This is a genomic window from Aeromonas sp. sif0611 (assembly GCF_019218845.1).
In the GTDB taxonomy this organism is placed as follows: domain Bacteria; phylum Pseudomonadota; class Gammaproteobacteria; order Enterobacterales; family Aeromonadaceae; genus Aeromonas; species Aeromonas media.
Genome location: NZ_JAHUWU010000001.1, coordinates 403,991 through 417,752, shown reverse-complemented (window position 1 = coordinate 417,752; position 13,762 = coordinate 403,991). Strand labels below are relative to the sequence as shown.

Sequence of the window (13,762 nt, the reverse complement as noted above, 5' to 3'; positions counted from 1 at the left end):
CCCATGAGAGCCATGTTGTTGCTGTTGATTTGCTGTCTCGTCTCTTCGTTCACCCTGCCGGCGGTCGCCGCCCAGCCAAGCCGGGTCGGCACGGATCTGGGGCTGGTGGAGTTACCGGTGGCGCAAACCTCGTCCGCCCCCATGGTGGTCTTCATGAGCGGGGATGGCGGTTGGGCCGCACTCGACAAGGGGCTCAGCGCCGAGTTGCAGCGTCACGGTATGCCGGTGGTGGGCTGGAGCTCGCTCAGTTATTACTGGAAGAAGAAGACCCCGGATCAGGCGACGGCGGATCTGGTGCGCATCCTCACCGAGTACCAGTCCCGCTGGGGGCGCCAGCGCTGGCTGCTGGTGGGCTTCTCCTTTGGCGCCGAGATAGTGCCCTTTGTCATCAATCGCCTGCCGCCGGCCTATCGCGACAGCCTGGTGGGGGCCGTGATGCTCTCGCCCTCGACGGCGTCGGATTTCGAGATCCACGTCAGCGACATGGTGGTGCACGACAAGGGGGGCAGCTATCCGACCCTGCCGGAGGTGAAACGCATCCAGAGTCTGCCGCTGCTCTGCGTACAGGGGGCGGATGACGACTCCCCGGTCAAACTCTGCCCGCACCTGCAGCAGCCGAATGTCACCACAGTGACCCTGCCGGGATCCCACCACTTCGACGACGACTACGGAGTGCTGTACCGGAGCATCGCCGATCGGCTGCCCTGGGCGGGGGAGGAGCAGGATCACTGAGCTGCCTTGCCCGCCAGGGGAGGCTGACTGAGAGAATCATTCAGCTGTCAATAGAATAAAAAAACGCCAGTCAATTGACTGGCGTTTTTTTTATTCTGTGATACGGCTTTTGATGGCGAGTCAACCGGCCTTAGAGCAGGTCTTCCAGCTGATACTTCTTGAGTAGTTGATCGAAGGTGCCATCGGCCTTGACGCTCTCGATGGCAGCATCGAACTGGCTCTTGAGCTTGTCATCCTTCTTGCGCAGGGCCACCGCCACCCCTTCTCCCAGGATCTTGTCCTGAGTGCCGTTGAACTGGGGGCCGACGAAGGCGAACTGCTTGCCCATCTCCTTGTCGAGGAAGCCCACCTTCAACTGCACCATGTTGCCGAAGGTGTAATCGGCGCGGCTGGACTGCAGATCCAGCATGGGAGACTGGGCGTTGACGTAGCGCTTGATCTTGGCCACGTCACCGTAGCGGGCGGTGATGAAGTTGTCCTGGGGGGTGCCCTCCTGCACCGCTATCACCTTGCCCTTGAAGTGCTCAGGGGTGTCGGCAAAGTCGGCAGCCTTGTCGCTGCGCCCCACGAAGCGGTTCTGCATCATGTAATAGACCTGGCTGAAGGCGACCTTCTGGCGCCGCTCGTCCGTGATGTTCATGGAGGACATGATGGCGTCGTACTTGCGCACCTGCAGGCCGGGCAGCAGGGCATCCCAGGGCTGGTTGATCACTTCGCACTCGGTCTTCATGGCCGCGCACAGGGCATAGGCGAGATCGACCTCGAAGCCGCCTAGCTTGCCGCTGCTGTCGACCATTTCGAAGGGAGGATAGGTGGCGTCGGTGGCGATCACCAGAGGTTTGGCGGCGGCCTGGCCCGCGGTGGCCAGGGCCATCAGCATCATTGCGGTGTTGAGTTTCATGGTCAGTCCCTTGAAGTGTGATGTCATTCCTAGCGTGCTAAATGGTGCCGGCCTCAAGGGCCGACGGCTATCTTGCGATGGGTGAGGGCTGGCAGCTGGCTGCGCACCCGGCGCTGGGCCGCCAGATCCAGGGTGGCGATGGCCAGTCCCTGACCCTCCTCTACCTGAGCCAGTACCCGGCCCCAGGGATCGATGATCATGCTGTGGCCGAAGGTGCGGCGCCCGCCGGGGTGCTCACCTCCCTGGGCCGAGGCCAGCACGAAGGCCAGGTTCTCCACCGCCCGGGCCCGCAGCAGCAGCTCCCAGTGCGCGAGCCCGGTGGTGTGGGTGAAGGCCGCGGGCAGGGCGATGAAATCAGGCGCGGGGTCCAGGCGAAACAGCTCGGGGAATCGCAGGTCGTAGCAGATCCCGAGACGCAGCAGCCCCCAGGGCAGGGGATGGCTCACCACCTCCCGGCCCGGGCTCATGGTCGCGGCCTCGTCATACTGCTCCTGCCCGGTGCAAAAGCCAAACAGGTGCAGCTTGTCGTAGCGGCTCGCGAGCTCCCCTTGCGGGTCGATGAGCAGGCTGCTGTTGTGCATCTTGCCTGGCTCGTCGCTTACGAGCGGCAGGGTGCCCGCCAGCAGCCAGACTCCGAGCTCCCGGGCCAGCTCCCGGGCCCAGGCCAGCAGGGGGTGATCCTCCACCGGGGCGGCCAGGGCCACCCGCGCCCGCTCGTCAACCGGCATCAGGTAGAAGTATTCGGGCAGCAGGACCAGCTCGGCCCCCTCGGCCGCCGCCTGACGCAGCAGTGCCTCGGCCTGGGTCAGGTTGTGATCGAGATCATCCCCGGAGACCATCTGCAGGACGGCAACGCGCAGTGAATCCATGGTGCCTCCTAGACGCCGCACAGGCGCTCGGCGCCCGCCAGCAGGGTGTCGTCATCCTTGGAGAAGGAGAGACGGATGACCCGCTGATCCGTGCCGTCGTGATAGAAGGCGGAGACCGGAATGGTGGCGACCCCGTGATCGCGGATGAGCCGCTGCACGAAGAGGCTGTCGGGCTCGTCGCTTACCCGCTCGTAGCTCGCCAGCATGAAGAAGCTGCCCGCCGAGGGGAGCAGGGTCAGGCGCGAATCCGCCAGGGCCGAGGTCAGCAGGTCGCGCTTGCGCTGGTAGAAGGCCGCCAGCCCCTGATAGTGGGCCGGTTGCTGCAACAAGTGGGCGAAGCCGTACTGCATGGGGGTGTCGGCGGCGAACATGGCGAACTGGTGCACCTTGCGGATCTCCTCCATCAGGGGGCGGGGGGCCACACAGTAACCCACCCGCCAGCCGGTGACGTGGAAGGTCTTGCCGAAGGAGAAGACGGCGACGGAGCGCTCCACCAGCTCCGGATAGCGAATGACGCTCTGGTGCAGGGCGCCGTCGAATACCACGTGCTCGTACACCTCGTCCGAGAGAATGAGAATGTCGGTGCCGCGCACCAGGCGAGCCAGGCGCTCCTGATCCCCCGCCTGCCAGACGGTGCCGGTGGGGTTGTGGGGGGTGTTGAGCACTATCATGCGGGTGCGGGGGGTGATGCGGGCGGCCACTTCCTCCCAGGGGATGGCAAAGTCCGGGGCCTTGAGGGCGATCACCACAGGGGTGGCCCCCTGCAACTGGATCATGGGGCGGTAGCTGTCAAACGCCGGCTCGAACATGATCACCTCGTCCCCCGGGTGTACCAGGGCGGTGATGGCGCAGAACAGTGCCTCGCTGGCGCTGGCGGTGATGGTGATCTCCTCACCGGCGTCATAGTGGTGGCCGTAGCTGGTCGCTATCTTGGCCGCCAGCTGCTCGCGCAGGGCGAGCAGCCCCGTCATGGGGGCATACTGGTTCTCCCCGGCCAGCATGGCCTCGTGGGTCACCCGGATGAGCTCGGGATCGCAGGGGAAGCTCGGCGCCCCCTGGGAGAGGTTGATGCTGGGATGGCGGGCGGCCAGATCCCCGATCACGCTGAAAATGGTGGTGCCCACTTGGGGCAGTTTGCTGACAATGCGGGGGGAAGACATGGCGCCGTCACCTGAGTGTGTTAAAGAGGTCCCTTTTTAGCCCCCGCAAGGGTTGCCGGACAACGGATTATTCGGCATGTTATGCATGAGTTTTTCTCAAGCATGGAGGCTTGTATGTTGTCCACCCAACCCCGCAGCCAGTTGCCCCTGTATGGCTTGCAGGTATTCGAGTGTTCTGCCCGCCATCTGAGTTTCACCCTGGCCGCCGACGAGCTGTGCGTGAGCCAGGGGGCGGTGAGCAAGCAGATCGCCCAGCTGGAGGCGCGCCTCGGCCATCTGCTGTTCGTGCGCGGCACCCGCTGCCTCACCTTGACCCCGGCCGCCGAGCGGCTGCTGCCCTTCGTTCGCGAGGGGCTTGCCCGCATGGGGGAAGGGCTCAGTGCCCTGCAGACCCTGCCCCACGAGCAGGCCATCAGCATCAAGGTGCCCTCCTGCGCCAGCCGCTGGCTGCTGCGACGGTTGCAGGCATTCGAAGGGGAGGCGGTGGAGGTGCGCGGCAGCCACAGCCATGGCATCGACTTTTCCCGGGAACCCTTCGATCTCGCCATCGTCTATCAGCCCTGCCTGGGACGCTATCCCCACAGCCAACCCCTGTTTCAAGAGCGGCTGACCCCGGTCTGCGCCCCGGCGTTTGCCGCCAAGCATCGTCTGTTCGAGCGCGACCTGAACGAGCTGCCCCTGCTGCCACTCATCCATGCCAGCGCCGATCGGCGGGACTGGCGCAACTGGTTTGCCGCCTTCCTCGACATCCCCTGGCAGCCCCAGGGGGGACAGCTGTTCGATACCCTGGACTTGGCGATGAATGCCGCCCTGCAGGGGTTCGGCCTCTCCCTCGGGGATCCCACCATAGTGGCCGAGGAGCTGGAGAGCGGCGCCCTGGTCGCCCCCTTTGCCCCCGTGCTGGAGACGGATCACGAATACGCCCTGATCGCCCGCCCCGACAGCCAGCGCCAGGGCGTGGCCCGCACCTATCACTGGTTACTGGAGAGCCGCGACCAACCCTGATTGCTGTCAGTGTCTCCCTGACTGAGTGATATCAGTCTGCCCCTAAAAGAAACAGCCCCGCGAGCGGGGCTGTTGTCATGGTGATGGCTACTGGCCGATTAAGGGGTCAGTGGCAGATCTTGTAGTAGACCTCGTTCCAGCGCAGTTGCTCCTTGAGGGCGGGAATGCGGGTGTGCTCGTCGATGACCACGAACTCTATGCCCATGATGTCGGCGAAGGTGCGCAGCTGTTCGATATCCACCGATTGGGTGAACACCGAGTGGTGGGCGGCCCCGGCCAGGATCCAGGCCTCGGCGCTGGTTTGCAGGTCCGGCATGGGCTGCCACAGGGCGCTGGCCACCGGCAGTTTCGGCATGGCCTCTGGCAGGTCTACCACCTCGAGCTGATTGACCACCAGCCGGAAGCGGTTGCCCATGTCGATGAGGCTGGCGTTGACCGCCTTGCCGGCGGGGGCCGCAAACAGCAGGCGGGCCGGATCGGCCTTCTTGCCTATGCCCAGATGTTGTGCATCCAGCACGGGTTTATCGGCGGCGATGGAGGGGCAGACCTCCAGCATATGGGCCCCCAGCACCAGGTTGTTGCCCGCCTCCAGGTGGTAGGTGTAGTCCTCCATGAAAGAAGTGCCGCCTGCAAGACCTGCCCCCATCACCTTGAGGGTGCGCAGCAGGGCGGCCGTCTTCCAGTCCCCTTCCGCCCCGAAGCCGAAGCCTTGCTGCATCAGGCGTTGGCAGGCGAGCCCCGGCAGCTGGTGCAGGCCGTGAAGGTCTTCAAAGGTGGTGGTGAAGGCGCCAAAACCACCGTCGGTGAGGAACTTCTTCATCCCCAGCTCCTGGCGCGCCGCCTCATACAAAGAGGCGCGAAGCGGCCCGCCCGCCTGCACCGCCTCGGTCAGGGTGTAGCTTTCTTCGTATTCGGCCAGCAGCGCCTCGATGTCGCTTGCGGGCACGGCGTCGATCACTTTGACCAGATCGCCGACCGGGTGGTAGTTCACCTGATAGCCGAACTGGATCTGGGCTTCAATCTTGTCACCCTCGGTGACCGCCACGTTGCGCATGTTGTCGCCGAAGCGGGCGATCTTCAGGTGGCGGCTGTCGTGAATGGCGGCGGCGACCCGCATCCAGTTACCCAGCTTGCGGTGGGCCTCCTCATCTTGCCAGTGACCGACCACCACGGTGCGCGGCAGCCGCAGACGGGCCCCCATGAAACCGAACTCACGGCCGCCGTGGGCGGTCTGGTTCAGGTTCATGAAGTCCATGTCGATCTCGCTCCACGGCAGATCCCGGTTGAACTGGGTGTGGAACTGCAGCAGGGGTTTTTGCAACTGGCTGAGTGCCGGGATCCACATCTTGGCGGGGGAGAAGGTGTGCATCCACACCATGAGCCCGATGCAGCGCTCGTCGTGATTGGCATCCCGGGCTACCGCGCTTATCTCGTCGAGGGTGGTGCCGGTGGGCTTGAGCACTATCTTGACCGGCAGGCCGGCGCGCTCGTTGAGCTGGCTGGTGATGGTGTGGGCGTGATCGGCCACCTGCTTCAGGGTGGTGGCGCCATACAGGTGCTGGCTGCCGACCAGGAACCACACTTCCAGCTGTTTCATCAATTCCATCTTGGTGTCCTCATTATGCTTTTGTCTGGCCGTAATAGGCGTGCTTGCCATGTTTGCGCTGGTAGTGCTTCTCCAGCAGGTAATCGGGCAGGGGGCGTGCCCCCGGGTTTATCTGGCCGGTGAGCCAGGCCATGCGCGCCACCTCCTCCAGCACCACGGCGTTGTGCACCGCGTCTTCGGCACTCTTGCCCCAGCTGAAGGGGCCGTGGTTGGCCACCAGCACCCCCGGCATGGTGAGGATGGGGGTCTGCTTGAGGGTCTCGACGATGAGGTGGCCGGTCAGCCCCTCGTAATCCTCCTCGACCTCGCCCGGAGTGAGCAGGCGCGAGCAGGGGATCTCGCCGTGAAAGTAGTCGGCCTGGGTGGTACCGAAGATCGGGATGGCGCGCCCCGCCTGGGCCCAGGCGGTGGCATGGGTGGAGTGGGTGTGCACCACGCCGCCAAGCTCGGGATAGGCGCGATAGAGCACCAGGTGGGTGGCGGTGTCGGAGGAGGGCCGCAGAGACCCCTCCACCTGCTTGCCCGCCAGATCCAGCACCACCATGTCCTCGACCCGCATCCGCTCGTAACTGACGCCGCTCGGCTTGATGACCACCAGATTGCGCTCTCTGTCGATGCCGCTCACATTGCCCCAGGTGAAGGTCACCAGGCCGTGGCGCGGCAGATCCAGGTTGGCGACGAGCACCTGCTCCTTGAGCATCTGGAGGTTCATGCCGGCATCCCCCGGTTGTAGAGCGGCTCGGCGGCGGCGCCCCAGGCGAGGTAGCGCTGGTAGAGACGCTCGTATTCGGCGACCCGCTCAGGGTTAGGCTGGTGGGTGCGCTCCACGGCGCTCGCCATGTGGCGCTGGGCCTCGGCCACATCGCCGTGGATCCCTGCCGCCACGGCGGCAAAGATGGCCGCCCCCAGGGCGCAGCACTGATCCGAGGCCACCACCTGGATGGGCCTGTTCATCACGTCGGCGCAGGTCTGCATCACTGTGGTCGACTTGCGGGCGATACCGCCAAGGGCGATCACCTGCTCCACCGGCACCTGCTGACTGGTCATGCACTCCATGATGCTGCGGGCCCCGAAGGCGGTGGAGGCCACCAGGGCGCCAAAGAGATCGGGGGCATCGGTGCCGAGGTTGATCCCCGTGAGGGTGCCTTGCAGGCGCTGGTTGGCGTAAGGGGTGCGGCGACCGTTGAACCAGTCGAGCACCACCGGCAGGTGGGCCAGATCGCGCTGCTGCTCCCAGGCGGCGGCCAGGCTTGGCAGCAGCTCCCGCTTGTGGGCCTCGATGGCGGTGCGAAGCTCCGGATACTGGGCGGCGAGGCTCTCCAGCGGCCAGCCGAGCTGGCGCAGATACCAGGCATAGATGTCGCCGAACGCCGATTGTCCCGCCTCCAGCCCCACCATGCCCGGCACCACGCTGCCGTCCACCTGGCCGCAGATCCCGGCAATGGCGCGATCGCCGATGGTGGCCTCGTCGGCGATCAGGATGTCGCAGGTGGAGGTGCCTATCACCTTGACCAGCGCATTGTTGCCAGCCCCGGCCCCCACCGCCCCCATGTGGCAGTCAAAGGCGCCGCCGGCGATCACCACCTCGCAGGAGAGGTGCAGCCGCTCCGCCCACTCGGGGGTCAGGGTGCCGACCGGCAGATCGGCGGTCCAGCTGTCGGTAAAGAGCGGGTAGTCGAGATCCTGGGTCAACAGCGGATCCAGGGCGTTGAGAAAATCGGCGGGGGGCAGGCCGCCCCAGCTCGGGTGCCAGAGGGACTTGTGGCCGGCGGAGCAGCGCCCGCGCCGGATGTCGGCCGGGGCCTGGGTGCCGCTCAGGATGGCGGGCACCCAGTCGCACAGCTCGACCCAGTTGCAGGCGGCGGCGCGCACCGCCGCATCGGCTCGGGAGGCGTGCAGTATCTTGGCCCAGAACCACTCGGAGGAGTAGACCCCGCCGATGTAGCGGCTGTAGTCGGGGAACTGGCCGCCGTGGCACAGCGCCGTGATGGCCTCGGCCTCCTCGATGGCGGTGTGATCCTTCCACAGCACGAACATGGCGTTGGGGTTGTCGGCAAACTCCGGGCGCAGGGCCAGCACACGCCCCTCTGCATCGATGGGGGCTGGCGTGGAGCCTGTGCTGTCCACCCCTATGCCTCGCACGGCGGCGCGCTGACGCGGGGTGAGCTGACTCACCACCGCCACCACCGCCTGCTCCATGGACTCCAGATAGTCGAGGGGGTGGTGGCGGAACTGGTTGGTGACCGGCTGGCAGTAACGACCGGCCTGCCAGCGGGGGTAATAGACGACCTGGGTTGCCAGCTCGGCGCCGTCGTGGCAGCGCACGGCGAGTGCCCTGACCGAATCGCTGCCGAAATCGAGTCCGATGGCGATGTGCTCGGACCTGGGGTGCTCAGACATAAGTGCTCCTGACCATCAATGAGGGGTGACTGGTGAGGAACCATAGGAGATGGACCTGAGGGGCGGTTAGCCATTGGCTGCTGGAAATATGGATTTTAACGCTGTTGCTGCAAGAGGGTGACGGCCATCCAGAATTGGGTATGTGACAATTTTGCTAATTATATAGACGAAACGGCTGCAATTTCATGGCGTGATCCTGCTCTCCATTTTTCCATGTGAAAACGATTACAACTTGGTTCGCTCATCTAGCAACAACAATAACGTCATGTTTGGACATGTTTTTATGTGGCAGCTTGAGGAATGGACCCGATGGCCGCGCTTCATGGATACATGGATTGATAGAACACCTGGAGACACTCGCATGAACAAAATCGTTAAAAGCATGATCGCAATGGGGTTTGCCCTTGGTATGGCAAATTCTGCTTTCTCGGCCGAGGCGCTGAAGCTGGGTTATCTGGTCAAGCAGCCGGAGGAGCCCTGGTTCCAGACCGAATGGAACTTCGCCGACAAGGCGGGCAAGGATCTCGGCTTCGAGGTGATCAAGATAGCCGTCCCCGATGGCGAGAAGACCCTCAATGCCATCGACAGCCTGGCGGCCAACGGCGCCAAGGGCTTCGTCATCTGTACCCCTGATCCCAAGCTCGGGGCCGCCATCATGGCCAAGGCCAACAGCATGGATCTCAAGGTCATCACGGTGGACGACCAGTTCGTCAACGCCAAGGGCCAGCCCATGGAGCAGGTGCCCCTGGTGATGATGGCCGCCACCAAGATTGGTGAACGCCAGGGCCAGGAGCTCTACAAGGAGATGCAAAAACGTCAGTGGGACCTGAAGGCCACCGGCGTGCTCGCCATCACCGCCGACGAGCTGGATACCGCCCGTCGCCGGGTCGACGGCTCCTTGAGTGCGCTCAAAGCCGCCGGTTTCCCCGAAGGCCAGATCTACCGCTCTCCCACCAAGGCCAACGACATTCCGGGGGCCCTGGATGCCGCCAACTCCATGCTGGTGCAGCACCCCGAGGTGAAGAACTGGCTCATCGTCGGCATGAATGACAATACGGTGCTCGGCGGTGTGCGCGCCACCGAAGGGCAGGGCTTCAAGGCCGACAACGTCATCGGCATCGGCATCAATGGTGTGGATGCGGTGAACGAGCTCTCCAAGTCCAGCGCCACCGGCTTCCTCGGCTCCTTGCTGCCAAGCCCGGACGTGCACGGCTACAAGAGCATCCAGATGCTCCATGACTGGGTAGTCAACGGCGCAGAGCCGGCCAAGTTCACCGAGGTGACCGACGTGGTGCTCATCACCCGCGACAACTTCAAGGTCGAGCTGCAGAAGAAAGGTATGTGATCGCCAATCCCTGATACCCATGCCGGCATGGCGCCCTGCGCCGTGCCGGCTGGCTGGAGTCATCTCATGAATCAAGTTCCTTATCTGGAGTTTTGCGGCATCAGCAAGGAGTTCCCCGGCGTCAAGGCGCTGCAGAACGTCTCCTTCTGCTGCCAGCAGGGCTCGGTGCACGCCCTGATGGGGGAGAACGGCGCGGGCAAGTCCACCCTGCTCAAGATCCTGAGCGGCTTTCAGGCTCCCACCACAGGGGTGGTGAAGCTGGCGGGCCAGGAGAAGGTGTTTCAAGACACGGTCGACGCCCTGGAGAGCGGGATCGCCATCATCTATCAGGAGCTGCATCTGGTGCCCGAGATGAGCGTGGCGGAGAACATCTACCTCGGGCAGCTGCCCACCCGGCGCGGCGTCATCGATCGGGAGAAACTCTATCAGGATGCGGCCAGACAGCTGGCGCGCCTCGGCATGGATGTGTCGCCGGAGACGCCGCTCAAGTACCTGTCGCTCGGGCAGTGGCAGATGGTGGAGATCGCCAAGGCCCTGACCCGGGACGCCAGCGTCATCGCCTTCGACGAGCCGACCAGCAGCCTGTCGTCGCGCGAAATTGAGCAGCTGTTTCGGGTCATACGTCAGCTGCGGGACGAGGGCAAGGTCATTCTCTATGTCTCCCACCGGATGGACGAGATCTTCGCCCTGTGCGACGCCATCACGGTATTCAAGGATGGCCAGTTCGTGCGCACCTTCGCCTCCATGGCCGAGGTGGACCGGGATCTGCTGGTCAAGACCATGGTGGGACGGGAGCTGACCGACATCTACGGCTACAGCCCCAGAGCGCTCGGTGAGGTGGGCCTCAAGGTGGAGCACCTGATGGGACCTGGCCTCAAGGCGCCAGTGTCGTTCGAGGTCAAACGGGGGGAGATCCTCGGCATCTTCGGGCTGGTGGGGGCCGGTCGCAGCGAGCTGATGAAGCTCATCTTTGGCGCCGACAAGATGCGCACCGGCGAGATAGCCGTGTTTGGCAAGCCGGTGGTCATCGGCAGCCCCATCGACGCCATTCGCAGCGGCATCATGCTCTGTACCGAAGACCGCAAGGCGCTCGGCATCATCCCCATCCATTCGGTGCAGGAGAACATCAACATCAGCGCCCGCCGTCACAAGGCGTGGGGGGGCTTCTGGATCAACCAGCAGTGGGAGGACGAGAACGCGAGGCTGCGGATCCGCGACATGCGGGTCAAGACCCCGTCTCCCCATCAGGCCATCATGAACCTCTCCGGCGGCAACCAGCAGAAGGCCATTCTGGGGCGTTGGCTCTCCGAGGACATGAAAGTCATCTTGCTCGACGAGCCGACCCGCGGCATCGACGTCGGGGCAAAGAACGAGATTTACAACGTGATTTACGATCTGGCCAAGGTGGGCATCGCCGTGGTGGTGGTATCAAGCGAGCTGCCGGAAGTGCTGGGCATCGCGGACCGGATCATGGTCATGCGGGAGGGGGAGATCGCCGGCGAGCTCTCCCACGATGAGGCCAACGAGGTCAAGGCGCTCAATCTGGCCATGCCGGCCCGTTGATCTGCTGACCGCAACGAGATAGCACCCGGAATTTTCAGGAGAAAAACCATGACAACTACTACCTCAGTCGGCCAGGCCGCCAGCACCGCGACGACCAGCGGCTCCCGCCTGCAACTGGCCCGCGTCTGGGATCAATACGGCATGCTGGTGATCTTCGCCATCCTGTTCCTGCTGGCCTGCGTGCTGGTACCCAACTTCGCCAGCCTGATCAACATGCGCGGGCTCGGGCTCGCCGTCTCCATGTCGGGCATGGTGGCCTGCGGCATGCTGTTCTGCCTCGCCTCCGGCGAGTTCGACATGTCGGTCGGCTCAGTGGTGGCCTGCTCCGGCGTCGCCTGCGCGGTCGGCATCAACGCCACCGAGAGCATCACGGTGGGCATCCTGGCCGGCATGTCGGTGGGGGTGCTGTTTGGCCTCATCAACGGCATAGTCGTGGCCAAATTCAAGATCAACGCCCTCATCACCACCCTCGCCACCATGCAGATGGCACGGGGGGTGGGCTACATCATCTCCGACGGCAAGGCGGTCGGCATAGTGGAAGAGGGCTTCTTCGAACTCGGCAACTCAGCCCTGCTCGGCATCCCGACCCCGGTCTGGCTGACCGCCGTCTGCTTCGTGCTGTTCGGCCTGCTGCTCAACAAGACCACTTTTGGCCGCAACACCCTGGCCATGGGGGGTAATGAGGAGGCGGCACGCCTGGCCGGGGTCAATGTGGTGCGCACCAAGATCATCATCTTCACCATGACCGGGCTGATTGCCTCCATCGCGGGCATCATACTCGCCTCGCGCATGACCTCGGGCCAGCCCATGACCTCCATCGGCTTCGAGCTGGTGGTGATCTCCGCCTGCGTGCTGGGTGGGGTCTCCATGAAGGGGGGGATCGGCAAGATCTCCTACATCATCGCCGGGGTGCTGATTTTGGGGTTGATGGAGAACGCCATGAACCTGCTCAACATCTCCCCGTTTGCCCAGTATGTGGTGCGTGGCCTCATCCTGCTCGCCGCCGTGCTGTTCGACCGCTACAAGCAGGTGCGCAAGGCGCGCGTCTGATCCCTGTCCAACCGGTGCCGGCCCGCGTTCAGCGGGTCTGCCCAGGGTGGCACCATGGCTCACGGCACATCCCGTTGTGAGCCAGTTCACCAATTTCACACGGCGCTGAGCGCCAGATAGCGCGTTCCCAAGGTGAGTCTTTACAATGACCCAAGCCGATTTTTTTACCCAAGCGCTGTTTTCCGCCATGTCCTCGATGCAAAAAGAGAAGCCGAAACAACTCAATCCCCTGCTGCCGGGCTACGCCTTCGATGTGTTCCTGGTCTCGGGCATGACCCCCATCGAGCAGGGGAGTGCGCTCGACTTCATCATCGACCGGCCCCAGGGAATGAAGGGCTTCATCGTCAACCTGACCATCAAGGGCAAGGGGCAGATCTTCCAGGGGGATCAGGCATTCACCGTGGAGCCAGGCGACTTGCTGCTGTTTCCGCCCGCGGCCGTGCACCATTACGGCCGGGCGCCGGATGCGCGGGAGTGGTATCACCGCTGGGTCTATTTCCGGCCGCGGGCCTACTGGGCCGACTGGCTCAAGTGGCCCCAGGTCACTGAGCGGGTGGGGCGCCTGCAACTGGCGGACGCCGCCTTGCTCGCCGAGTTCGACGCCCTCTTCCTCGACATCGAAGAGACCCACCAGCAGCTCAGACCCATGTCGGAACAGCTGGCCATGAACCTGCTGGAGCGGCTGCTCATTCGCTGCTATGAAGCCTCCTCCCTCAATGCCTACCCCACCATCGACCACCGGGTTCACCAGGCGTGCCAGATCCTGAGCGAATCGCTCTGCGCCGAGATCTCGGTGGAGGCGCTGGCCGAGCAGGTGTTTTTGTCCCCGTCACGGCTGGCCCACCTGTTTCGCGAGCAGGTGGGGGTGAGCATAGTGCGCTGGCGCGAGGATCAGCGGATCATGCGGGCCAAGCTGCTGCTGCAGACCACCCCCATGTCGGTGGCTACTATCGGCCAACAGGTGGGCTATGACGATCAGCTCTACTTCTCGCGGGTGTTCAGGAAGCGGGTAGGGGTCAGCCCCACCGAATACCGCAAATGCGCCACCCCGCTGTGATGCCGGGTTCGGCAAGGTCAGAGAGACGACAAAGCCCTCGTGATGAGGGCTTTGTCATTCAGGTGCGGATCTGG

At 64.1% G+C, this 13,762-nt stretch carries 12 protein-coding genes; 6 read left to right on the top strand and 6 right to left on the bottom strand.

The window, feature by feature from the left end:
• The first annotated feature begins 3 nt into the window (after positions 1 to 3).
• Positions 4 to 732 (top strand): AcvB/VirJ family lysyl-phosphatidylglycerol hydrolase, encoded by a 729-nt coding sequence (locus KW824_RS01840; RefSeq protein ID WP_218408712.1) that lies wholly within the window; start codon positions 4 to 6, stop codon positions 730 to 732.
• 130 nt (positions 733 to 862) lie between these two features.
• Here KW824_RS01840 and KW824_RS01835 read toward each other — a convergent pair whose 3' ends face one another.
• The 3 genes from KW824_RS01835 to KW824_RS01825 are packed head-to-tail and all read right to left on the bottom strand — an operon-like array spanning position 863 to position 3,662.
• A complete protein-coding gene (locus tag KW824_RS01835; RefSeq protein WP_042649351.1) occupies positions 863 to 1,633 on the bottom strand; it encodes an ABC transporter substrate-binding protein in 771 nt (256 codons plus the stop codon).
• Between the two features lie 53 nt (positions 1,634 to 1,686).
• A complete protein-coding gene (locus tag KW824_RS01830) occupies positions 1,687 to 2,502 on the bottom strand; it encodes a carbon-nitrogen hydrolase family protein (RefSeq protein WP_218408711.1) in 816 nt (271 codons plus the stop codon).
• 8 nt (positions 2,503 to 2,510) lie between these two features.
• Positions 2,511 to 3,662: a methionine aminotransferase gene (locus KW824_RS01825; protein ID WP_218408710.1), complete on the bottom strand. Its 1,152-nt coding sequence runs from the start codon at positions 3,660 to 3,662 to the stop codon at positions 2,511 to 2,513.
• 114 nt (positions 3,663 to 3,776) lie between these two features.
• Here KW824_RS01825 and KW824_RS01820 point away from each other — a divergent pair, with 114 nt between their 5' ends.
• Positions 3,777 to 4,667: a LysR family transcriptional regulator gene (locus KW824_RS01820; protein ID WP_182785634.1), complete on the top strand. Its 891-nt coding sequence runs from the start codon at positions 3,777 to 3,779 to the stop codon at positions 4,665 to 4,667.
• Between the two features lie 106 nt (positions 4,668 to 4,773).
• Here the strand turns inward: KW824_RS01820 and araA are convergent, their stop codons facing one another.
• From araA to KW824_RS01805, 3 genes are read right to left on the bottom strand one after another with little or no spacing between them, the layout of a single operon-like run.
• Entirely contained in the window at positions 4,774 to 6,273 is a 1,500-nt protein-coding gene (gene araA / locus KW824_RS01815) for an L-arabinose isomerase (RefSeq protein WP_218408709.1), read from the bottom strand.
• A 13-nt stretch (positions 6,274 to 6,286) separates the two neighbouring features.
• On the bottom strand, positions 6,287 to 6,985 hold the full coding sequence (locus KW824_RS01810; protein ID WP_218408708.1) for an L-ribulose-5-phosphate 4-epimerase: 699 nt from the start codon (positions 6,983 to 6,985) through the stop codon (positions 6,287 to 6,289).
• A complete protein-coding gene (locus KW824_RS01805) occupies positions 6,982 to 8,673 on the bottom strand; it encodes a ribulokinase (protein ID WP_218408707.1) in 1,692 nt (563 codons plus the stop codon). Before KW824_RS01805 ends, KW824_RS01810 begins: the two co-directional genes overlap by 4 nt.
• Positions 8,674 to 9,034: 361 nt before the next feature.
• Here KW824_RS01805 and KW824_RS01800 point away from each other — a divergent pair, with 361 nt between their 5' ends.
• The 4 genes from KW824_RS01800 to araC all read left to right on the top strand — a co-directional run bounded on the left by KW824_RS01800 (position 9,035) and on the right by araC (position 13,688).
• A complete protein-coding gene (locus tag KW824_RS01800) occupies positions 9,035 to 10,018 on the top strand; it encodes an arabinose ABC transporter substrate-binding protein (protein ID WP_218408706.1) in 984 nt (327 codons plus the stop codon).
• Between the two features lie 66 nt (positions 10,019 to 10,084).
• Positions 10,085 to 11,581, top strand: a complete 1,497-nt coding sequence (araG, locus tag KW824_RS01795; protein WP_218408705.1) for an L-arabinose ABC transporter ATP-binding protein AraG — start codon at positions 10,085 to 10,087, stop codon at positions 11,579 to 11,581.
• 48 nt (positions 11,582 to 11,629) lie between these two features.
• A complete protein-coding gene (gene araH / locus KW824_RS01790) occupies positions 11,630 to 12,631 on the top strand; it encodes an L-arabinose ABC transporter permease AraH (protein WP_043132145.1) in 1,002 nt (333 codons plus the stop codon).
• Positions 12,632 to 12,776: 145 nt separating this feature from the next.
• Positions 12,777 to 13,688 (top strand): arabinose operon transcriptional regulator AraC, encoded by a 912-nt coding sequence (araC, locus tag KW824_RS01785; protein WP_041205593.1) that lies wholly within the window; start codon positions 12,777 to 12,779, stop codon positions 13,686 to 13,688.
• Positions 13,689 to 13,762 lie beyond the last annotated feature (74 nt).